Annotated in this window: 19 protein-coding genes; 10 read left to right on the forward strand and 9 right to left on the reverse strand. The window is 69.0% G+C overall.

What is annotated here, in order from left to right; all coding sequences use genetic code 11:
- Nucleotides 1-30 precede the first annotated feature (30 nt).
- The 3 genes from ACZ7SW_RS16715 to ACZ7SW_RS16725 are packed head-to-tail and all read right to left on the reverse strand — an operon-like array spanning nucleotide 31 to nucleotide 3,535.
- Entirely contained in the window at nucleotides 31-1,032 is a 1,002-nt protein-coding gene (locus tag ACZ7SW_RS16715) for a 2Fe-2S iron-sulfur cluster-binding protein (RefSeq protein WP_470231279.1), read from the reverse strand.
- Nucleotides 1,029-2,675: an FAD-binding protein gene (locus ACZ7SW_RS16720; RefSeq protein WP_470231280.1), complete on the reverse strand. Its 1,647-nt coding sequence runs from the start codon at nucleotides 2,673-2,675 to the stop codon at nucleotides 1,029-1,031. Before ACZ7SW_RS16720 ends, ACZ7SW_RS16715 begins: the two co-directional genes overlap by 4 nt.
- A complete protein-coding gene (locus tag ACZ7SW_RS16725; RefSeq protein ID WP_470231281.1) occupies nucleotides 2,675-3,535 on the reverse strand; it encodes an alpha/beta fold hydrolase in 861 nt (286 codons plus the stop codon). Before ACZ7SW_RS16725 ends, ACZ7SW_RS16720 begins: the two co-directional genes overlap by 1 nt.
- Nucleotides 3,536-3,665: 130 nt before the next feature.
- Between ACZ7SW_RS16725 and ACZ7SW_RS16730 the strand changes: the two genes are divergently transcribed.
- Nucleotides 3,666-4,196, forward strand: coding sequence for a flavin reductase family protein (locus ACZ7SW_RS16730; RefSeq protein WP_470231282.1), 531 nt, complete (start codon nucleotides 3,666-3,668; stop codon nucleotides 4,194-4,196).
- Here the strand turns inward: ACZ7SW_RS16730 and ACZ7SW_RS16735 are convergent.
- Nucleotides 4,169-5,080 (reverse strand): LysR family transcriptional regulator, encoded by a 912-nt coding sequence (locus ACZ7SW_RS16735; protein ID WP_470231283.1) that lies wholly within the window; start codon nucleotides 5,078-5,080, stop codon nucleotides 4,169-4,171. The genes ACZ7SW_RS16730 and ACZ7SW_RS16735 overlap by 28 nt on opposite strands.
- A gap of 463 nt (nucleotides 5,081-5,543) precedes the next feature.
- Between ACZ7SW_RS16735 and ACZ7SW_RS16740 the strand changes: the two genes are divergently transcribed.
- Entirely contained in the window at nucleotides 5,544-5,942 is a 399-nt protein-coding gene (locus tag ACZ7SW_RS16740; RefSeq protein WP_470231284.1) for a YegP family protein, read from the forward strand.
- A 136-nt stretch (nucleotides 5,943-6,078) separates the two neighbouring features.
- Entirely contained in the window at nucleotides 6,079-7,161 is a 1,083-nt protein-coding gene (locus tag ACZ7SW_RS16745; protein WP_470231285.1) for a substrate-binding domain-containing protein, read from the forward strand.
- A 345-nt stretch (nucleotides 7,162-7,506) separates the two neighbouring features.
- Here ACZ7SW_RS16745 and ACZ7SW_RS16750 read toward each other — a convergent pair whose 3' ends face one another.
- Both ACZ7SW_RS16750 and ACZ7SW_RS16755 read right to left on the reverse strand, forming a co-directional pair.
- The gene (locus ACZ7SW_RS16750; RefSeq protein ID WP_470231286.1) at nucleotides 7,507-8,385 is read right to left on the reverse strand and encodes a sortase; all 879 of its coding nucleotides are present in this window, start codon (nucleotides 8,383-8,385) and stop codon (nucleotides 7,507-7,509) included.
- On the reverse strand, nucleotides 8,382-10,646 hold the full coding sequence (locus ACZ7SW_RS16755; RefSeq protein ID WP_470231287.1) for a hypothetical protein: 2,265 nt from the start codon (nucleotides 10,644-10,646) through the stop codon (nucleotides 8,382-8,384). Before ACZ7SW_RS16755 ends, ACZ7SW_RS16750 begins: the two co-directional genes overlap by 4 nt.
- Before the next feature lie 134 nt (nucleotides 10,647-10,780).
- On the opposite strand from ACZ7SW_RS16755, the gene pstC reads away from it, so the two are divergent.
- The 4 genes from pstC to ACZ7SW_RS16775 are packed head-to-tail and all read left to right on the forward strand — an operon-like array spanning nucleotide 10,781 to nucleotide 15,274.
- On the forward strand, nucleotides 10,781-11,761 hold the full coding sequence (pstC, locus tag ACZ7SW_RS16760) for a phosphate ABC transporter permease subunit PstC (protein WP_470231288.1): 981 nt from the start codon (nucleotides 10,781-10,783) through the stop codon (nucleotides 11,759-11,761).
- The gene (gene pstA, locus ACZ7SW_RS16765) at nucleotides 11,758-12,876 is read left to right on the forward strand and encodes a phosphate ABC transporter permease PstA (RefSeq protein ID WP_470231289.1); all 1,119 of its coding nucleotides are present in this window, start codon (nucleotides 11,758-11,760) and stop codon (nucleotides 12,874-12,876) included. Before pstC ends, pstA begins: the two co-directional genes overlap by 4 nt.
- A gap of 32 nt (nucleotides 12,877-12,908) precedes the next feature.
- The gene (locus ACZ7SW_RS16770) at nucleotides 12,909-13,700 is read left to right on the forward strand and encodes a phosphate ABC transporter ATP-binding protein (RefSeq protein WP_470231312.1); all 792 of its coding nucleotides are present in this window, start codon (nucleotides 12,909-12,911) and stop codon (nucleotides 13,698-13,700) included.
- A gap of 14 nt (nucleotides 13,701-13,714) precedes the next feature.
- Complete coding sequence (locus tag ACZ7SW_RS16775; RefSeq protein ID WP_470231290.1) at nucleotides 13,715-15,274, forward strand: substrate-binding domain-containing protein; 1,560 nt, start codon at nucleotides 13,715-13,717, stop codon at nucleotides 15,272-15,274.
- 22 nt (nucleotides 15,275-15,296) lie between these two features.
- Here the strand turns inward: ACZ7SW_RS16775 and ACZ7SW_RS16780 are convergent, their stop codons facing one another.
- Nucleotides 15,297-16,061 (reverse strand): globin domain-containing protein, encoded by a 765-nt coding sequence (locus ACZ7SW_RS16780; RefSeq protein WP_470231291.1) that lies wholly within the window; start codon nucleotides 16,059-16,061, stop codon nucleotides 15,297-15,299.
- An 80-nt stretch (nucleotides 16,062-16,141) separates the two neighbouring features.
- On the opposite strand from ACZ7SW_RS16780, the gene ACZ7SW_RS16785 reads away from it, so the two are divergent.
- Complete coding sequence (locus ACZ7SW_RS16785) at nucleotides 16,142-16,486, forward strand: winged helix-turn-helix transcriptional regulator (RefSeq protein ID WP_470231292.1); 345 nt, start codon at nucleotides 16,142-16,144, stop codon at nucleotides 16,484-16,486.
- 13 nt (nucleotides 16,487-16,499) lie between these two features.
- Here ACZ7SW_RS16785 and ACZ7SW_RS16790 read toward each other — a convergent pair whose 3' ends face one another.
- Nucleotides 16,500-16,862 (reverse strand): DUF488 domain-containing protein, encoded by a 363-nt coding sequence (locus ACZ7SW_RS16790; RefSeq protein WP_470231293.1) that lies wholly within the window; start codon nucleotides 16,860-16,862, stop codon nucleotides 16,500-16,502.
- A gap of 97 nt (nucleotides 16,863-16,959) precedes the next feature.
- Here ACZ7SW_RS16790 and ACZ7SW_RS16795 point away from each other — a divergent pair, with 97 nt between their 5' ends.
- Nucleotides 16,960-17,826, forward strand: a complete 867-nt coding sequence (locus ACZ7SW_RS16795; protein WP_470231294.1) for a LysR family transcriptional regulator — start codon at nucleotides 16,960-16,962, stop codon at nucleotides 17,824-17,826.
- 41 nt (nucleotides 17,827-17,867) lie between these two features.
- Here ACZ7SW_RS16795 and ACZ7SW_RS16800 read toward each other — a convergent pair whose 3' ends face one another.
- Nucleotides 17,868-18,707, reverse strand: a complete 840-nt coding sequence (locus ACZ7SW_RS16800; RefSeq protein ID WP_470231295.1) for a GH25 family lysozyme — start codon at nucleotides 18,705-18,707, stop codon at nucleotides 17,868-17,870.
- Nucleotides 18,708-18,918: 211 nt separating this feature from the next.
- Here ACZ7SW_RS16800 and ACZ7SW_RS16805 point away from each other — a divergent pair, with 211 nt between their 5' ends.
- The gene (locus ACZ7SW_RS16805; RefSeq protein ID WP_470231296.1) at nucleotides 18,919-19,836 is read left to right on the forward strand and encodes a DUF5829 family protein; all 918 of its coding nucleotides are present in this window, start codon (nucleotides 18,919-18,921) and stop codon (nucleotides 19,834-19,836) included.
- The last annotated feature ends 369 nt before the right edge of the window (nucleotides 19,837-20,205 follow it).

Consider the following 20,205-nt stretch of genomic DNA (forward strand, 5'->3'; position numbering starts at 1 on the left):
GAACCAGGCGATCCCGCGCACCGGACCCGATCAAGCCTCGTAAGTGACCTTGACCTCGTCCGTCCGCGGCCTCGCCTGGCAGGCCAGAATCAGCCCGTCCGCGAGATCTCGCGCGTCGAGAACTTCGTTGCGCGCCAAGTCCACCTCGCCGCTCACCAGCACACACGCGCAGGCACTGCACGCGCCCTCCCGGCACGAGAACGGCGCGTTCAATCCGGCCGCGAGAAGGACGTCGAGCAACACGTTTTCGCGGGGCCAGCGCAACGTCCTTGTCGCACCGTCGAGTTCGACTTCCACCGTGCTCGCCGGGCCGGACTCCGCCACCGCCACCGACGCGAACGGATCGCCGGTGAGCGAGGTGAACCTTTCCACGGCAACGCTTTTCACCCCGAGTCCATTAAGGACCAGCGAGGCCAGCTCCATGAACGGGCCAGGACCGCACAAGAACGCCGCTCGCTCCCGATACGGCGCGGTCAACGCCCGAAGTCCGGCTTCGGTCGGCAACCCCTGCACCGATTCCAGCCAGTGCAGCACGGTCAGCCGATCCGGATGTTCCTTCGCCAGCCGCAGCAGCTCGTCCCGGAAGATCACCGACTGCTCGTCGCGGTTCGCGTAGACCAGCATCACCCGTCCGGAACCGGCCCGCAGGCAGGACTTCAGGATCGACATCACCGGCGTGATCCCGCTTCCGGCGGCGAGCAGCAGCACGTCCGCGTCGAGCGACCGCGGCGTGAACGTTCCCGACGGCCGCAGCACGTCCAATACGGTCCCTTCAACCGCGTTGTCCACCAACCAATTCGACCCGTATCCGCCAGCGGTGCGCTTCACCGTGATTCTCGCTGGCTCCTCGCAATGCGGGGAACTGCACAGCGAATAGCACCGCGCGACACTGTCCTCAGTGGACGGAATCCGCACGGTGAGGAATTGCCCGGGCAGATAGTCGAAACTGCCGTCGATCGGTTCCAGCACCAGCGAACGCGCGTCAGCGGTCTCGCGGACCACCTCGGTCACCCGCACCCGCATCGCGCTCATGCCGAGCGCGCGGCCGCGTGCTGTGCCGCGAGATAGCCGAAGACGATCGACGGCCCGATCGTCGCGCCAGGGCCAGCGTATTCGTTGCCCATCACCGCGGCGGTCGTGTTTCCGGTGGCGTACAGGCCGTCGATCGCCGAACCGTCGCCGCGCAGGACGCGACTGTTCTCGTCGCACACCAGGCCGCCCTTGGTGCCGAGGTCGCCGACCTCGATGCGGAACGCGTAATACGGCCCCCGCTCGATCACGTCGAGGCACGGATTCGGCAGTGTCGGGTCGCCGTAGTACCGGTCGTAGGCGGATTCGCCGCGACCGAAATCGCCGTCCGCTCCAGCACGGGCAAAACCGTTGAACCTCTTCACGGTTTCCGCCAAGGCGTCAGCCGGAACACCGATCTTCTCGGCAAGTCCAGCCACCGTGTCCGAGCGGTGCGCGATTCCCGCCGCGTAGTACGGCTCCGGAATCGGCACACCAGGCAGGATCTGCGCGAACGGATACCGCGCGCGGGCCTTGGCGTCCATGACGAACCAAGCGGGCACGTGTCCGCCCTCGAGCTGGGCGTGCACGAAGGTGACATACGGCGCGGACTCGTTCGTGAACCGCCTGCCCTCGGCCGACACGATGACCGAACGCGGGATCGACCGTTCGGACACCAGCGGCACGACCGCGCCGGACGGGTGCCGCACCGACGGCATCCACCACGCGTCGTCCATCAGGTCCGTCGCCGCGCCGACGCCCAGCCCGGCCTCGATGCCGTCGCCTGCGTTCTCCCGCGCGCCACCGCTGTAATCGTCCCAGGCGGCTTCCGGCAGATACCGTTTCCGCAGATCAGCGTTGTGCTCGAAGCCGCCGGTCGCCAGCAGCACGCCACGGCGGGCGCGGATCCGCCGCTGGGCGCCGTCGTGCTCGGCGACGATCCCGGTCACCCGGCCGTCCTCGACCACGAGCTCGCTCATCGGCGACCGCAGCCACAGCGGGACCCCGGCGTCCTTCAACGCCATCCGCAACCGCGCGACCAGCGCACGGCCGCCGGTCGCCATGTGCCGCCGCCGCACCACATTGGACGACACCCGCCAGGCCGCGATCACCGACGCCCATCGGCCGCGCCAGGTGCGCTTGACCATTGCCAGATCGTGGTAATCCTTCGCGGTGACCCACAGACCGAGCGGGCCCTTCATCGTGTTCGGCCGCTGGTACCGCTCGTCCTCGCCGAGGGTTCGGGTGTCGAACGGCTTCGCCTCGACGGACCGGCCCAGCGGACGGCCGCCCTCGAGCTCCGGGTGGTAATCGGCGTAGCCCTTCACCCAGAAGAACCGCAGCCATTTGCTGCGCTCCAGCAGTTCCATCGCCGCCGGGCCGTGATCGACATACGCGTCGAGCCGCTTCGCGGGCACCCGCCCCTCGGTGAGCAAATCGAGGTAACGGCGGATCGACGCCCGGCTGTCGTCGTGTCCGGCCGCGCGCAGCGTCGGGTTGTCCGGGATCCAGATGCCGCCGCCGGAAATCCCGGTGGAGCCGCCGTACATCGCGCCCTTCTCGACGACCAGCACCTCCAGCCCGGCCGCCGCGGCGGTCAGAGCCGCGGTCATCCCGCCGCCGCCCGACCCCACCACGACGAAGTCGTACTCCTCGTCCCAGGCCATCACTCGCCGTCCTTCCGGAGCAGGAACGCGAGAACGGCGCTTTCCCAGGCGTCTTTCTGCTCGATCATCGTCCAATGGCCGCAATTCGGAAGAATGTGCAGTTCCGCGTGGGGAATCGTGCGCATCGGGAGCAGGGCCATGTCGAGCGGGCTGACCCGGTCGTCGCGGCCCCAGGTGATGAGGGTGCGGGCGCGGATCTTGCGCAGCGTCGCCCACAGCGGGGTGACGTCGAAGGCCGCGGCAGCCTGAGCCTGCAGCACGCCTTTGCCGTACATTTTCTTGGCGCTGGCCAAGGAATCCGCCGCGGTCGCGAGCCGCCACCGTTCCTCGATCAGTTCTTCGGTGATCAGGCTGCGATCGAAGACCATCGAATTCAGCCATTGCACGAGCCGTTCGCGCGTCGGGTCCTCGACGAATTCGGTCAGCAGGTTGATCCCCTCGCCCGGAGCCGGGCTGAAGATGTTCGTGCCCATCCCGCCCACGGTCACCAGCCTGCGGACCCGATCCGGATGCTCGATCGCGGTGCGGGCGGCGACGAACCCGCCCATCGAGTTGCCGACGAGGTCGGCGGCGGCGATGCCGAGTCCGTCGAGCAGGTCGAGCACCGCGCGTTCGGCGGACGGCATCGGCGGCCGGCCGACCGGATCGCTCACGCCGAATCCGGGGAATTCCAGGACCAGACACCGGAAATGCGCGGCGAACGACGGCAGGTTCGCCCGGAAGTTCTGCCATCCGGTGACGCCGGGGCCGGATCCGTGCAGCAGCACGACCGGCGGGCCGTCGCCTGCTTCGTGGTAGCGCAGCACGCCCTGGTCGGTGCGAAGTTCGCGCAGCGTCGCGTCGTGGCTCAGTTCCGGCATGGCTGACCTCTTGCTCGTGGGTGCGGGATGCCGCCGAAGCTAGCCAGCCGCCGCACGCGCGCGGGCCTCCAGTCCCGGTCACCGAGAGAACCGGGAGCCGTTGGCGCCCGCAGCTTTTACCGTCGAGCCCATGCGAACCACCGAAGCACCGACCCCGCTGGAGATGCGCCGCGCGCTGAGCCGGTTCGCCAGCGGCGTCACCGTGGTGACCGGCGCCGACGGCGGCGAGGCGGTGGGGTTCACCTGCCAGTCCTTCACGTCGGTGTCGCTGGAACCCCCGCTGGTGCTGTTCTGCGCCGACCGCGGAGGCCGGGCGTGGCCGCGCATCCGGGCCGCCGGGCGGTTCTGCGTCAACGTGCTGGCCGAACCGCAGGCCGATCTCTGCGGTCGCTTCGGATCCCGTCACGGCCTTCGCTTCGAAGGGCTGGATTGGGAGCTTTCCCACTGGGGCACGCCGGAATTGCCGGACGTGCTGCTCCGCGTGCACGCCGAAATCGAGGCTGTGCACCGCGCGGGCGACCACGACGTCGTCCTCGGCCGGGTGCTCGCGCTCGACCCGGGCGCCGACGAGCGGCCGATGATTTTCTACCGCGGCGATTTCGGCGTCGAAGGCCGTCCGGACGAGGTCCCGGGCTACCTTTGGGGCTGGAGCGACCGCTGAGCCTCTTCCTCCAGCGCGCGCACCATCGCGACCGCGGCTTGGCCCGGCTGCTCCCCCGTCACCGCCCACAGGAGGCGCCGCAGTCCGCCGCACTCGTCGCGCACCGGGATCCACCGGACGTCTGCGGGCAGCGAGTCCGCCGCGAAACCGGGCACCAGCGAAATCCCCAGTCCCGCCGCGACCAGGCCCAGCCGCGTCGGCCACGCGCGCACCGCGAACGCGATCATCGGCCCGGCGATTCCCGGCCACGTCCCGAATTCCGGCGAGCCGCCCGCGCCGACGATCCAGTGCTGCTCGGCCAGTTCGTCCGGTTCGACCCAGCTGCGCCCGGCGAACGGATGCGATTCCGCGACCGCCACCCCGTACCCGATTCCGCTGCGCAATTCGGCGCGGCGCAAGCTGTCGAAGTCGTATTCCGGCAAATCGTCGCCGGTCACGACCACCGCGACCTCGAGCCGTCCGCGCCGCAGCGACTGCAGCTGCGCCGGGGTCGCGGACTCGGCGAGCTGCACCTCGACGCCCGGATGCGCGCGCATCAGCCGCGAAACCGCCCGCGGCAGCAGAACCGCCGACACGGCGGGAAATCCGCCGACCGAGATCCGCCCGCTCAGCCGGTCGCGCAGCCCGGCCAGTTCCTTTCCGGCCGCGCTCACGCTTTCCAGAACCCGCCCGGCATGCCGGATCAGCACTTCCCCCGCCGTTGTCGGACGGATTCCGCGGGCGTGCCGTTCGAACAACGCGGTTCCGGTAGCGCGTTCGCTCGCCGCGATCTGCCGCGACACCGCCGATTGCGTGTAGCCGAGCCGGTGCGCGGCCGCACTGAACGACCCGGTGCGGGCCACCTCGACCACGACCCGGAGGCCGGTGAGCGTCAGATCAGCCATTCCGCCAACCATATCCGAAACGCGCTTTCCCGGGCGTCCACAGTAGACGCCACCGCGGTTCCCTCCCCTTGACCACGACGCAAAATACCGATCCCATCCGCGCGGGCCGCGATTTTCGCGCCCCGAAGGACACCGAGCGTGCCCCAATTACCTCGCCGCAGGTGCCGCCGAACGCCCGAATCGCGGTTGCGGCGAACAGTCGAACTCGCGGCGAACCGCTCCGCGCGCGAAACACCGGCGCGGGAAGGGACGATGTCATTGTCAGGAGTGGCGAAAAGAATCTCGAGCGTGACCGTCGGCCGACGGTCTACTGTGGAATGCCCGCACGCACCCGCTGTTCACCGGGTGGCCGTCGCCGCTTAACCGCCGACGGTAACTTTCCGGCGGCGCGCCCGCGATGTCCATTCTGACTGCGACGGCTTGTCACCGGACGGCCGTCCGAGCCGGACTGAGGTTGCGACACATGAAAAGCGCTCGAAGTCCACGCCGGACTCCCCGGTTCCAGCTGATCGGCGGCCCGGGGAACGCGACGAGGTGGCGGCTCCTCGGCACGAACAACGCCTCGCTGGGGCTGGGCACCGTCGACTACCGCAACGGGGAGGAATGCGTCGCGGCGATCCAGTGGCTGTGCGCGAACATCCCGCGCACGCGCATGGAACTGACCCACGACCACGGAATCGACTGGCGGTGGACGCTGCGCGCGGGCAACGGGACGATCGCGTCGGCGAGCCACGCCTACGGCCGCCGGATCGAAGCACAGCACGGATACGAACGCTTTGTCACCGCGATCGGGGAAGCGGCGGAATTCGCGGCGGAGGGCCGGATCACCGACTGGCGCACGAAGTACCGGCTGCCGGGCTGAACGCGTTCGTCGGGCATTAACTGCCGCGCCGTCGGGTGGGAACGCGACCAACCGGGCGCTGTTTGCCGAACCCCGCGAGGTTTGGTCCCGGCCACGGAATCCCGTGGCCGAGACCAGACAGAAAGAGTACAAACTGATGCGTGCTCGTACTGCCCGGTTCGTGGGCGTCTCCGCCGCGGTCGCCGCGGGAGCGGCCCTGATCTTCCCGGGTACCGCCAGCGCTGTTCCCGGCCCGAACGGAACCAAGGAGGTCGTCGCGGCCGTCGGTTCCGACACGATCGCGGACGTCACGTCCGCGGTGTTCGCCGCCGCGAACGGCTCGACGGCGAACACCGACCCCGACAACTACGTGAACGTCCCGCCGGTTCTCACCGGCCCGTCGTTCACCGTCCCCGGCGACAAGTTCAGCCCGGCGGGCACGACCTACAACGCCTCCAACCCGCCGCCCAACGGCTCCACCGCGGGCAAGGCCGCGCTGGCCGCCGCCGCCTCGGCGGGCAACGGCTCGGTCGACGTCGCCCGCTCCTCTTCCCCGCGTTCGTCCTCCGACCCGGCGGAGTTCCAGTACTACGCTTTCGCCAAGGACGGCGTGTCCTGGGCGGCCTCGTCGACCGGCGCGGGCGCCGGCGTCACCCTGACGCTCACGCAGCTGCGCGGCATCTACAGCGGCACCATCACCAACTGGAACCAGGTCGGCGGAGCCGACGCTCCTATCGCGGTCTACCTGCCCCAGGTCGGCTCCGGCACCCTGTCCTTCTTCACCAACACCGTCCTCGGCTTCGACCCCACCACCAAGCCGGTCGTCATCAACCGGTTCCAGGAAAACGAGGGCAACACCATTCCGGCGAACGCGCAGGCGAACGCGATCGCTCCTTACTCCGTGGCCCAGTGGGTCGCGCAGGGCAACGGCGTCGTCAGCGACAAGCGCGCCGGCTTCTTCGAGGGCACCCTGACCGGTGCCGGTTCGGACGGTGCGCCGGTTTCGGGTTCCGCCCCGAACTTCGCCCCGGCGTTCGCCGACGGCTTCCTCGGCGCCCGCTTCGTGTACTACGTGCTGGACACCCGTTCGCCGTCCTACGGCGCGGCTCTCAACGCGGTCGGCTTCGACGACGCCGGCCCGAGCCCGCTCTGCAACGGCAGCCTCGCCGGCACGCTGAGCCAGTACGGCTTCAAGCCGCTGGCCGCCGACGACACCGGTGTGACCTGCACCGTCGGCTGACGCACTGAGCACCAGACCGGCCCGGCCAGGGGATTTCTTCCCCTGGCCGGGCCGGACTCGCGCTGTAAACTCCCAGCCCAGCCGAACTACCCTCCCAGCCTTACTCCAACCGCCTACTGGGCAGCGGTTTTTCAGGTACCACGGTCCATCGACAGTCGCTCACCGTCCCACGACACCGCGCTTCCAACATCATCGGCTTCGGAGCCGCTCTGCAACGGCAACCACGCCAGCATCTTGGCTCAGGTATAGCTTCAAGCCGCTGCCCGCCGATTCCGACGGAGTCACCTGATCCGACAAACCGGGGCCAGGCGCGGAGTTCCCGCGCCCGGCCCCGGTATCGGCAGCTCAAGCCCAAGCAGGCAGCACTCTCCACACCGCCGACGCCGCGAGCACCGCCAAGGCCAGCAACGCCGGTGTGGTCAGCACATAGGTGGACACCGAACGCCAGCGCCGGTACAGCACCGTCGCCCCCGCCGCCACCACCGCGAACCCGCCGAACGCCAGTACCAGCCGGGCCCAGCCGCTCGGGTCACCGGTGCGTCCGTCCTGGGCGTCCGCCCGGCCGTTCTGCGGCGTCGGGCGGAACGGCTTGCCGTCGAGGACCGCCGTCACCACCGTCGCGCTCGACGCGGATCCCGGCCACCACGAGTCCGAGGTGACGAGCGTCAGCCGGTCGTTCTCGGTGCGGCCGTAATCGCGGTCCTCGTCCAGGTCCCGGGTCGCCGTGTCGGTCACGGTGTAGACCGATTTCCCTTGAGTGGTCGCGACCACCAGCCGGTCCCCTCGCGTCAATTCACCGAGCCGGGAGAACGGTGCCCCATATCCGGAGTACCGGCCGACCAGTGCCGAGTTGCCCGGCTGGCCGGGGCCCGAGGTTCCCGGGACATGCCCCGGTCCGGACATCGTCTCGCCCGGCTCCGCGCCTTCGAGAACCACCTGCTGCACCTGCAGTTTCGGGATCTCCAGCACTGCCACCGGCGCACCGAACTCCGGCGGTTTCGTCACCGGCGCGGCGCCGAGCAATGTGCTGGCCGCGCCTTGCGCCTGAGCCATCCGGTCCTGCAGCACCGACAGGGCCGCCCGCTGATCGTTGTTCGCCAGCATCGGCCCGAGTGCGTAGGCGACGATGCCGAAGCACAACACCGTGGTGACCAGCCAGCCGACCGCCGCGACAATCGTCCACTTAGGAGTCAAGCGCACCGGTGCGCGAAGCGTCGCGATCATGCCCGGCGTCGCAATGCGACGATCCGGCCGGCGAGCCGGTTCACCCACGGCGGCAACGGCTTGCCCGCGGTGAGATAACCGGTGGTCGACGGCAACAGCACCAACGCGACCAGCGCGAGCAACGGAATCAGTGCGCCCAGCACTCCCGCGCCCGGGAACAGCGGGATCTTCACCGCCGCGGCCAGGCTGCGCGCTTCCTGGACGCTCGCCTGCGTCGGAGCCTTCATCGCCAGCGCGGCCGCTTCCGCCGATCCGGTGCCGGGCGAGCCGGAGTGCGGCACCGAACCGCCGAAGCCGCCGCCAGGCGGCACTCCGCCCGCAACGGTGCCGGGGCCGCTGCCAGCAGACTGCGCAGCCGGGTTCTGCGCCTCCTTGTGTTCCTGGCAGGAGGCGGCCGCGGTGCCGGTGCCGACCCTCGCCGCGGCGGCCTGCGCCGCGGAAAGAAGATCCGGGGTCAACGGGACAATGCCCGGCCCCATCGCGCCCTGACCGCCGTTGGTCGCGGCCTTCAGGAAGGTGGCGAGTTGCACCTGCTTCGCGGCTTCCGGCGCGCATGACGCGTTCACCAGCGGATTCAGCGGTGCGGCAAGGGACTCGACATACGTCAGCGGGTACGCCTCCGGATCATCGCTGCCGACGAGCTGGACGGTGCCGTCCTTCGCCTGCTGCGTGCGTGCTGCCGCGGCCTGCAGCGACTTCGGGGTCGGTGCGACATAACCGCCCTTCCCATCGGGCACGGCCACCGGAGTCCAGCCGTTCTCGGTCGCAGTCGCCAAATCGGTGACGACCCAGTTCAGGCACCCCTTCCTGCACGTGCCCCCGGTCCCGAGCGTCACAGTGTTGACCTGCTTGCGCACGTTGATCTGGCCGGTCTTCGCATCGACGTTGTGCACGACGCCGGCGTCACCGAGGTTGAGCGCGTTGAGGTCGGTGACGACGCCGACCGGCCCGCCGCTCCCCCGCAGCACTTTGTTGTCGTGGTTTACGAAATGCGCGTACGTCCAGGCAGGCGATCCGCTCAGTCTGCTGCTGAGCACCAACGGCACGGTGCTGGCCCCGACTTCGCCGGTGACCCCGTAGTAATCGGTGCCGTCCTGGCCTTCCCGCGTGTTGGGTGCGAGAGCGGCGTTCTCCGCCCCGCTGACCGCGGCCAGCGCGGGATTGCGCTTGACCAGGTCGGACGCGTCGGTGAAGATGCCGCCCCGGCCGGTGGTGCCCGGCAGTTCGCCGCCCTTGGTCAGCAGGTTGGCCAGATCGTCCCAGCTGAACGCGAGGTTCTCGGACAAGCGCGTCTTCAGCGGGCCGCCGCGGTCGTCGCGGTCGGTGGGTGTCCAGCCCACCGCTGCGAGCACGGTCGCGTTGAGCCCGACGGGTACGTAGCTTCGAGCCCGGACCTGCTGCGCGGCAAGCGTTCCCCCGGAACCGGTGACCACCAGGTCGGAATCGCCCTTGTCGAACGAAGTCAGCCCGAGGTCCTCAGTCTCGTTCACGATGTTGACCGGTTGCGCGGCTTTCGTCGGTGCGCACAGCATCTGGTTCCAGGCGACGGCGGTGCGTCCGAAGCGCTCCGGCATGCTGCCGGTCAGCGTGCTCACCCCCACCCCGCCGCACCCCTGGATGCGAATCCCTCGTGCGGAAGCCCGGAACGCGATCGAACTGTCGTACACGACGGTGGCGGGACCGGGAGTCGCTGCCGGGACAGTGATCTTCAGCGTCAGGGTGCACGGATGGTTTTCGTCGCAGGAGAACGAGTACTGCTTCTTGTCCGGGTTGTTCGCCCACGGATCGTCCTGGCTTTTCGGCAAACTGGTGAACTCGGGATCGTAGAACACGGGATGCGGCACGGCCGCGCCTCGGGGCGCATAGGTGTCGAACACGATGTTCTGGGTGGCCGCGCTTCGGCCCTGGTCCGGGTTCGGGCCGATGAAGGTCGAGCTCGAGAGCTCGTCGTTGAACCGTCCGCAGTAAGCAGCGACCCGGTTCGTCATCGAGTGATCCGGTGCCCGGGTCGCGGAATTGACCAACGCGTCCCGCAACAGTGCCGGGCACACGAAGAAGGTCGCCTTGGACTTGGCGGGCAGCCCGGAGACCGTGACGTGCAGCGGATCCCCGTTCTGCGCGTTCATCGGATCCGCGCCCGTCACCTGCACTTTGTAATTCAACGGGCTCGTCTGCGCGGACGCCGCGGGCACGACGGCGACGCCGAGCACCGCGAGCGCCCCGGCGGCGAGCACGTGCGCCACGCGTCTGAAGCGATTCATGGGTTCAACTTCTCCACCGTCGCGCGCGGCGTCAACAAACGAGAACGGAACGCGGGCACCGGTTCACGAACGCGCCGTCGGGCCTTCGCTGTCCAGCCAACTTTCCCCGCTTCCGGCTCGCAATACTCGCTGCCGTGACCGTCTCGTCCTCCGCGTCCGGCCCCGCGCCGCCGGATCGTCTCGTCCTCGCCGATCTGCCCTCGCGCGCCGACCGGCTCTTCCGCCGCGTCACGAGCGGGGCCGGGCTTTCGGTGCTCGCGCTCTTGATCGTGATCGGGTTCTTCCTCGTCTACCGGTCCGCGCCCACGTTCGAGGCCAGCGGTTTCGGCTTCTTCACCACGATCCAGTTCGACCCGGCTTCCGGGCGTTTCGGCGTTCTCGGCCTGCTCTACGGCACGGTGGTGGTCGCCCTGATCGCGGTCGCGGTCGCGGTGCCGTTCTCGGTGCTGGCCGCGCTTTTCATCAGCGATTACGCCAGCCCGCGGATGCGCGGGCTCCTCACCGGGCTGGTCGATCTCCTCGCCGCGATCCCCAGTCTGCTCTACGGCCTCTGGGGATTCAGCTTCCTGCGCCCGTACATCACCCCGTTGTCGCAATGGATGACCGACAATCTCGGCTGGTTCCCGCTGTTCGAGACGAAACCGGGCGCGGTGCTGTTCAATTCGATGTTCGTCGCGGGGCTCGTGGTTTCGCTGATGGTCATTCCGATCACGACGTCGGTCATCCGCGAGGTTTTCACCCAGACCCCGCCCGGGGAAAAAGAAGCGGCGCTCGCGCTGGGCAGCACGCGCTGGGGCATGGTGCGCACCGTCGTGCTGCCGTTCGGGCGCGGCGGGATCGTCGGCGGCTCGATGCTCGGGCTCGGCCGCGCGCTCGGCGAGACGATCGCGGTTTCACTTCTGCTGCCCCAGGTCCCGGAATTGACGACGCATATCCTGGAATTCGGCGGCGCCACCATTTCCGGGTTCGTCGCCAATAACGCGGGACAATCCGGGCCCGCGTTGAGCGGCTTGATGGCGGCCGGGCTGGTGTTGTTCGCATTCACCCTCGCGACCAACTTCACCGCGTCGGTGATCATTTCCCGCAGCCGTTCCGGAGCGGGGGTCGACGCGTGACCACCACTGAATTCCCTGCCGAAGAGGAAATCGCGGCGGTGCGTCCGATTCCGGTGCGCCGCCGGACGTCCGCGACGACGCCGCAGGACCGGCTGGTGGCGCTGGGCTGCGCCGCGTCGGCGACGCTGCTGACCTGGTTCGTGATGCATCAGCTGCTGGCGTCGCCGGGCTGGCTCGCCGACCTGGTCGTGGCCTATCTGCTGTATCTCGGCATGCTCTACCTCGTCACCCGCGACCGGCTCGGCCGGCTCGCCGCGGTCGACAAGCTGGTGTCCGCGGTCGTGGTGAGCGGCGCGGTCGGCCTGCTGATCCCGTTGCTGTTCCTGCTCGGCTACATCGTCCTCAAGGGCGTGCCGAGCCTGCGGCTGGCGTTTTTCGGGCACGACATGTCGGCCGTCGCTCCGACCGATCCGGCGACGGCGACCGGCGGTCTGCACGCGATCGTCGGGACGCTGGAACAGACGGCGCTCGCGCTCGTCTTCGTCGTTCCGCTCGGCGTGCTCACCGCGGTGTTCCTCAACGAGACCCGGTCCCGGTTCCGCCGTCCGGTGCGGATTTTCGTGGACGCCATGAGCGGTCTGCCCTCGGTCGTCGCCGGTCTTTTCGTGTACGCGGCGCTGATCCTGCCGCCCGCGCAGCTCGGCTTCTCCGGGTTCATGGCGACGCTCGCGCTGACGATGATCATGCTGCCGACCGTCACCCGCACCGTCGATGTCGTGCTTCGCCTGGTGCCCGACGGCCTGCGCGAGGCGTCGCTCGCCCTCGGCGCAAGCCGCGCGCGGACAGTCTGGTCAGTGGTGCTGCCGACCGCGCGCACTGGCGTGAGCACCGCGATCATTCTCGGCATCGCGCGGGTGGTCGGCGAAACCGCGCCGCTGCTGTTCACTTCTTTTGGCACGCTTTCGATGAATTTCAATCCGTTCAGCGAACCGCAGGAAAGCTTGCCCCGCTTCGTTTACCGCTACATCAAAGAACCGCTGGCCTCGGCGCAGGAACGCGGGTACATCGGCGCGCTGGTGCTGATCCTGCTGATCTTCGCGCTGTTCGCCCTGACCCGGCTGATCGGCCGCAAACGCTGGTCGGCGCGCCGCCCGAAACCCAGGAGTGCCCGGTGACCGAAACCCTCGAAGCCCGCGAACCCGTCCGGGTGCTCGGCGGGCCGCCGCCGGGCGCGGCGGCGCTGGAGGCGCGCGGCGTGCACGCCTGGTTCGGCGACCGGCTCGTGCTGGAGGACGTCACTCTCGCGATGCCCGCCAACGAGGTGACCGCGCTGATCGGCCCGTCCGGCTGCGGGAAGTCGACGTTCCTGCGCATTCTCAACCGGATGCACGAGCTCGTCGGCACCGCGAGCCTGGCCGGAGAAGTCCTGTTGGACGGCTCCGACATCTACGCCGAGGGCACCCGCGCACAGCACGCCCGGCTGCGGATCGGCATGGTGTTCCAGAAGCCCAATCCGTTCCCGGCGATGTCCATTCGGGACAACGTGCTCGCGGGACTGAAGCTCGCTGGCGTCAAATGCGGGGACAAGGACGGTCTGGTCGAGCAGAGCCTGGAGCGGGCCGGGCTGTGGCGGGAGGTCCGGGACCGGCTGAACTCCCCCGGCGGCGCGCTGTCCGGCGGGCAGCAGCAGCGGTTGTGCATCGCGCGGTCGCTCGCGGTGCAGCCGAATGTGCTGCTGATGGACGAACCCTGCTCGGCGCTCGACCCGACTTCCACGCGCCGGATCGAGCAGACGATCGTGGAGATCTCCGACGAGGTCACCGTCGTCATCGTGACCCACAATATGCAGCAGGCGCAACGGGTTTCGCATCATTGCGCGTTCTTTCTCGCCGGGGAGAACGAGCCTGGGCGGGTTGTCGAACACGGGTCGACTGAGCAGATCTTCGAAAGTCCGGAAGACAGCCGCACGCACGACTACGTCCACGGCCGTTTCGGCTGAACTGGGGAGTTTCGATGCATCGCACGAGATGGGCCGGGCTTGGCTGCGCGGGGGCGCTGCTGGCCGGTCAGGTTTTGCTCGCCCCGGCCGCGGAGGCGTTCAGCCAGGTCAACGGGTCCGGGTCCACGTATGTCGGGCTCGCGATGAGCGACTGGCAGAATGGCGCTAATTCGCGCGGTATTCCGGTCAATTACAGCGCATTGGGGTCTCCGGCCGGGGTTAATCAGTATGGCGATCACACCGTTGACTTCGCTGGTACTGAGGCCGAAGTCAGTTCGCTGGAGGCGGCGGGCGGCGGTGGTGCTACCGCGAAGCAGCGCGGATATCAATACGTGCCGGACGTCGCTGGCGCGGTAGCGGTGATGTACAACGTCACCGACGCCGGTGGACGCCGCGTCGATACGCTGCATTTGACCCGGGATGTGGTGGCGCGGATCTTCGCGCGGCAGATCACCCGCTGGAGCGATCCGGCGATCAGCGCGACCAATGGCGGGTTCGCCCTGCCGGATCAGCCGATCACCCTGGTCGGCCGCAGCGGCCAGTCCGGCACGACGGCGCTGTTCTACGACTTCGTGGCGCACGTCGCGCCCGGGCCGTACGGAGATTTCGTCTCCCGCAATGTCGACAAGGGGATCGGGCCACTGCCGTCCGGGGTGCGGCCGATCCAGCTGCCGGCCCGGGGGCCGGACGCGGATTTCTACCGGCTGTTCGCCGACTCCGACCAGATCGCCCAGACGCTGGCCAACGGCAGCGTCCCGTTTTCCATCGGGTACGACGAATTCGGTTACGCGAAGAAGTACAACGCGCCGACCGCGTGGGTGGAGAATCAAGCCGGGAAGTACACCCTGCCGTATGCGGCCAATATCGCGGCGGCGTTGACCAAGGCGAATCTGCGGCCGGACCTCAGCCAGGAGCTGTCCGGGGTTTACGCCAATCCGGATCCGTCCACGTATCCCATTTCCGCCTATTCGTATTTGATGACCCCGTGCGGGGCGGGGCGGGATACCTGCAAGGGCGGGTATCCGGACGGGGCCAAGGCGGACACCATGACCGCGTTCATCGAACACGTCGCCTGCGACGGGCAGATCAACATGGCGCGGATCGGATATTCCCCGCTGCCGCCCAACCTGTCGCAGGAGATGATGAACGCCAACGCGCGGCTTGCCGGGCGCCCGCCGAAACAGCTGAACGCGGGGAATTGCGCCAATCCGACGTTCCAGGGCAGCCTCGGCGCCGGGGCTACCGCGCCGCAGGATCCCTTCGCCGGACTGGGCGGGGTGGACGCGTTGACCCACGGCGGGAATGGCGGCGGACCGAAGGCCGGGGCGAAGGAAGGACCGAAGTCTTCCGCCAGTGCCCAGGCCTCGGCCGGACCGGGGGCGTCGTCGGCTTCGGGACCGGACGCTTCGGAAGCCAATGGCGGGTCGAAGGATTGGCGCAATGCCGAGCCTGCCGCTTATCAAAGCGGCGGCTTCGGCGGATTCGGGGCGTGGGCGGCGCTGGTTTTGTTCGCGGCGATTTGCGTACCGCTGATGGTGCGCGGAATCATTCGTCGGTTGCGTCGGACGGGATAGCACCGCTCGGCCGCGGCCGAGCTCAATTTCCGCTCCAGGGAGGAGCCGAGCCCCAGCCCCAGCGGGGCACCGGCTGGTCGCCCGCGGGTCCGGCGTCCGGCGCGGAGAACACCACCGCGAGCCTGCTGCCCCATTCCAGGTATCCCGCGAGCGCGGCGCGGAATTCCGGGTCGGCGGGCAGCCCGACCTCGTCGGCAGTGGCCAGCAGCAGCGAAACCCACCGGCGCCGCTGCGGTTCGGTGATCGCCCGGCCGGCATGCCTGGCGATCATGTGTTCGTGCCCGCCGTGGCCGGCGGTGTACGCGGCCGGGCCGCCGAACACCTCGCCGAGCCAGACCGCCACGTGCACGGGATGCTCCGGGCTCATCCCAGCGAACACCTCGGCGAGCAGGTCGTCCTCGGGCACCTTCGCGTAGAACGCCTCGGTCAGCCTCGCCAGCGCGGCTGCTCCGCCCGCCCATTCGTAGAGCGTCGGCACCGCACCGCCCGGACCGGCCACCTCGGTGCGTTCGTAATGCCGCATCTCCTCGATGTTCTCGACATAGGGCCGGATCTCGGCGAAGAACGCGGCGAACCGGGGCCCGCCCCGGAAACCCTGGAGGTGGGCGTCGGCCGAAGTCCAGACAATGCGCAGGACGTAGCTGCCCGGCTCGTCGGCGGCGCGGGCGAGTTCGTAGTCGTGGCACTGTTCCGCCGCGGCGAGCGACTCGGCCGCCCGTCGGTAGGCGGCCTCGAAGTCCGCGTGCCCGCCGTCCGGAATGCGGTACCGGATGTACTCGATGATCACCGGGCCAGCCAAGCACTCGACCGGCCGGTCGCCTAGTACGCACTTGCCGGTGCGTACCCGCGGCAGGCGATGATGGAGGAATGAAAGCGCGCTACTCGTGTGCGGTCGAGCTGGCCGTCGACGTCATGGGCGGGAAATGGAAGCCGGTGATCCTGGCGCGGCTCAAGGAAGGCCCGCACCGGTACGGCCAGCTGCGCCGCGCCATTCCGTCGATCACCGAGAAAGTGCTTACCGCGCAACTGCGGGAGCTGGCCGCCGCCGGGCTGGTGGACCGGACCGAGGTGGCCGGAAGGGTGCCGACGGTCGAGTACCGGCTGACCCCGGAGGGCGACGAGCTGCGCCCCGCGCTGACCGCGTTGTACGAGTGGGGCAGCCGGTACGCCGAACGCAACGGCATTCCGGTCGACACCTCCGGAACCGACTAGCCTCCGGAACCGGCTAGGAGGAGCCGAGCAAGTCGGCCAGCACCGCGGCTTCGCTGATGTCGCTGCGTTTGGTCGCCGTCAGCAGGGTCAGCGGACCCTTTTCGGCCAGGGCGCGCAAGTGGTCCAGAGCTTCCGCGCGTTCCGGTTCTTCCAATTCCGCGCGGTAGCGTTCCGCGAATTCGTCGTAGCGCTCCGGATCGTGCGCGTACCACTTGCGCAGTTCCGTCGACGGGGAGATCTGCTTGAGCCAGTCGTCCAGGCGGGCGCGGTCCTTGCTCAGCCCGCGCGGCCACAGCCGGTCGACCAGGATCCGCGAGCCGTCGGTGGACTCCGCATCGTCGTAGACCCGGCGTACCCGGACTCGGCGTTCGCTCATCGGGGCAGCGGCTCCTTCCGGCATCTGGGGCTCCCGTCGCCACCAGCGTCCGCCGTCGGGCGCCGCGGTGCAAACGAAGGGGGTATAACCCCAGGGTATGGAACTGCGTCAGCTGCGGTACTTCGTCGCCGTCTTCACCGAGGGGTCGATCAGCCGGGCGGCCGGGTCGCTGCTGATCTCGCAGCCCGCGCTGACCCGGCAGATCCGTGTCCTCGAACGCGAGCTCGGGACGCCGTTGTTCGATCGGGTCCCGACCGGCGTCCAGGCGACGGTGGCCGGGCGCGCGTTGCACGAGCACGCCCGGCAGCTGCTGCGGCTCGCCGACGCGACGCGGGAGGTCACGCGGTCCGCGGCGCCGGTCAAGGAACAGGTCGAGATCGCGTTGCCGCCGGGGATTCCGCAGGACTGGGTGCTCGCCGCGCTGACGGAGATCCGCCGCCAGGTGCCGGACGCGGCGTTGTCGTTCCTGGACGCCAGCAGCACCGAACAGCTCCGGATGCTCAGCGAAGGGCGGATCGACATCGGGCTGGTCCACCAGAACCCGCCGTCCACCTTGCACGGGCGGTTGCTGTTCGAGCTTCCGTTCGGGGTCGCGATCCGGCCTGGGCACGCGCTTTTCGGCCGCGCGAAGTGCCGGTTGCGGGATCTCGACGACGTCCGGGTGCTCGCGCATTCGCGGGCGCAGGTCCCGGCCGGGCACGACCAGATGCTCGCGGCGGCGCACGGGCTCGGGGTGTCGCCGAACTGGCGGCTCGCGCGGTTCAACGAGAACGCGCTGGCCTGCGCGGAGGCCGTCGAGGCGGACGCGGTGCTGCTGAGCCGGCCCAGCGCGAACCGGATGCTGCCCGGCTGGGCGTGGAGCGAACTGGTCGAGCCGAGCGTCCCGCTGACGACGTGGGCGGCGTGCCAGCCGCAGACCCGGCGAATCGTCGGCGCGGTCATGGAGGTGCTGGCGGGGTCCTGAAAGGCCCGTCCGGGAGCGCGGGGCTCCCGGACGGGACCGGATCAGCCGGTGGCCAGCACCTTCAGCCGGTCAAGACCGGCGCTGAAGTAGTCCTGGTCGAGCGGCGTCGAGGTGTACTGCCAGAACGTGTAGAAGCCCCAGGCGTAGGGCAGCGTGCCCGGCGACGACGAGTACGCCGCCACCCACAGCGGGTTGGTCGAGCTGAAGTCGCCCCTGTTGCCGGTGCACTGGGTCCACCAGCTGTTGGCCGTGTAGATGACCGGCCAGCGCGACGTCTTCGCGTGGTACTCGTCGCTGAACGCCTTGATCCACGACACCATCGCGGACTGGCTCAGCCCGTAGCAGGCCGAACTGGGCCCCCACTCGATGTCGAGCGTGCCGGGCAGGGTCTTGCCGTCCTTCGACCAGCCGCCGCCGTGCGCGACGAAGTAGTCGGCCTGCGCGGCTCCGCCTGAGATATCAGGACGGCCGTAGTGGTACGCCCCGCGGATCATGCCGACGTTGTACGAGCCGTTGTACTGCTGGGTGAAGTCCGGGTTCTGGTAACCGGTGCCCTCGGTCGCCTTCACGTAGGCGAACCGCTTGCCCTGATTCCAATAGGACTGCCAATCGACCGCGCCCTGGTAACTGCTCACGTCGATGCCCGCAGTCGTCGTCTCGACCGACGCCGGAGCGACCGCAGCGCCGCCCGGTTCGTGCGCCCGGATGGACGCGCCCATCTGGTGGTTGTCCGGAGTCTCGGCCGAGGTGCTCGCGGCTGCGGCAGGTGCAGCTGCGGCGTTCGGCGCGGTCGCCACGAGCAGGGCGGCAGCCGCGGCGAACACCGCCGCGGTCAGGCGACGGCGCGCCCTCCCGGCGGGTCCCCAGTGGTGAGTGGTCATGACAGGTCCTTTCGGATGCCCTCGCGACGTGCCACCCGATCAGGTGGCACGAGGACCTGATTCTGTTACTAAATGTGATGCACTGTCACTGCTCCAAGTGAACTAATTTCCACTTGACCGGACAACGAGAAAGACATTCTCAGTAGGCCGTTGCGGTCAATTTCGCCGAAAACCCCACCAGCCGGCCGCGGTCGCCATACTCTCCTCCGCCATGTCGACACAGCGAAGAACCCGGACGATCCTGCAGCTCCTGGCCGTACTCCTCGCCCTGGCCGCGACCGGCACCGGCACCGCACAGGCAGGAGAACCGGCCCTGCTGCACTTCAACCACTCCTACGGCGTCCTCGACCGCGAGACGGCCGACGCCGTCGAGCATTCGGCCTACCTCAAGGATTTCGCGAACTTCCAGGTCCGCACCACGACCGGCGCCGGCGGCGAGAAGTGGACCGGCCGCTACCTGATGGGCCGCGAAACCTACCTGGAACTGTTCGGTGTCGGCGACGTCCCCGGCAAGGACGGCGACCTCGGTTCGGCGGGCCTGGGAGTCTCGGTCGAACACACCGGACAGCTGTCCGCAGTGGTCCAGCGCCTCCACGACGCAGGCATCACGAACCCGTTGGAATTCCTGCAAACCCGCGACTTCGGCGACGGCAAGCCAGTCCCGTGGTTCAACGGGGTCTTCACCACAGACCAGTACGACACCTTCGGAGCCTGGGGAATGGAATACCGCGCGGAGTACTTCGCCGACCCGCGCAGCAACACCGGCCCCGCGCAATACCCCGGCGACACCAGCCGAAACCGGTACCTCCCGGATGACTACCGCAACCATCTGATGCGCGACGTCACCGGCATCCGCCTGGGCATCACCGCCCGCGACCTCAACAACACCCTGCCACTGCTGCGCGCCGGAGGAATGACAGTACGAGAACTCCCGACCGGCGCCCTCGCGACCGACGGCATGACCACCATCCGCTTCGAAACGGTCTCCGCGGACCAGGTCGGCCTGCGTCAAATCGACCTGGCCCTCAACCACCCCACCGGAACGAAGCACGTCGAACAACTGGGCCACTCAACGCTGACCGTCGGCCCCGGCGCGCACGCCCGCTGGACCTTCAACATCCGCAGCTGACGCCCCTCTCGTTCCGTGAAGGGCTCCTTGAGGGAACCAGATTTCCTCAAAGAGCCCTTCACGGACCGCCCGCCACCTTGACAGCAGCCCCGTCCGTGAGGGGAACCCTGACGGACTCTGATTCCCTCAGGGTTCCCCTCACGACCGCCCCGCCCGGCCCCCGCCCCAATGTGGCGTTGGGTGCGTGCGACGCATGCGAACGCCACATTAGGTGCGTGGGACACACCCAATGCCACGTTGGCGCGCCAGCCCCGCACTGCCGCACTGCCGCACCGCCGCACCGCCGCACCGCCGCACCGCCGCACCGCCGCACCGCCGCACCGCCGCACCGCCGCACCGCCGCACCGCCGCACCGCCGCACCGCCGCAC

The organism is Amycolatopsis sp. NPDC114484, assembly GCF_055633755.1.

Coding starts and splice junctions, on each gene's coding strand:
- ACZ7SW_RS16715 (WP_470231279.1), bottom strand. CDS start 1,032: ATGAGCGCGATGCGGGTGCGGGTGACCGAGGTGGTCCGCGAGACCGCT.
- ACZ7SW_RS16720 (WP_470231280.1), bottom strand. CDS start 2,675: ATGGCCTGGGACGAGGAGTACGACTTCGTCGTGGTGGGGTCGGGCGGC.
- ACZ7SW_RS16725 (WP_470231281.1), bottom strand. CDS start 3,535: ATGCCGGAACTGAGCCACGACGCGACGCTGCGCGAACTTCGCACCGAC.
- ACZ7SW_RS16730 (WP_470231282.1), top strand. CDS start 3,666: ATGCGAACCACCGAAGCACCGACCCCGCTGGAGATGCGCCGCGCGCTG.
- ACZ7SW_RS16735 (WP_470231283.1), bottom strand. CDS start 5,080: ATGGCTGATCTGACGCTCACCGGCCTCCGGGTCGTGGTCGAGGTGGCC.
- ACZ7SW_RS16740 (WP_470231284.1), top strand. CDS start 5,544: ATGAAAAGCGCTCGAAGTCCACGCCGGACTCCCCGGTTCCAGCTGATC.
- ACZ7SW_RS16745 (WP_470231285.1), top strand. CDS start 6,079: ATGCGTGCTCGTACTGCCCGGTTCGTGGGCGTCTCCGCCGCGGTCGCC.
- ACZ7SW_RS16750 (WP_470231286.1), bottom strand. CDS start 8,385: ATGATCGCGACGCTTCGCGCACCGGTGCGCTTGACTCCTAAGTGGACG.
- ACZ7SW_RS16755 (WP_470231287.1), bottom strand. CDS start 10,646: ATGAATCGCTTCAGACGCGTGGCGCACGTGCTCGCCGCCGGGGCGCTC.
- ACZ7SW_RS16775 (WP_470231290.1), top strand. CDS start 13,715: ATGCATCGCACGAGATGGGCCGGGCTTGGCTGCGCGGGGGCGCTGCTG.
- ACZ7SW_RS16785 (WP_470231292.1), top strand. CDS start 16,142: ATGAAAGCGCGCTACTCGTGTGCGGTCGAGCTGGCCGTCGACGTCATG.
- ACZ7SW_RS16790 (WP_470231293.1), bottom strand. CDS start 16,862: ATGAGCGAACGCCGAGTCCGGGTACGCCGGGTCTACGACGATGCGGAG.
- ACZ7SW_RS16795 (WP_470231294.1), top strand. CDS start 16,960: ATGGAACTGCGTCAGCTGCGGTACTTCGTCGCCGTCTTCACCGAGGGG.
- ACZ7SW_RS16800 (WP_470231295.1), bottom strand. CDS start 18,707: ATGACCACTCACCACTGGGGACCCGCCGGGAGGGCGCGCCGTCGCCTG.
- ACZ7SW_RS16805 (WP_470231296.1), top strand. CDS start 18,919: ATGTCGACACAGCGAAGAACCCGGACGATCCTGCAGCTCCTGGCCGTA.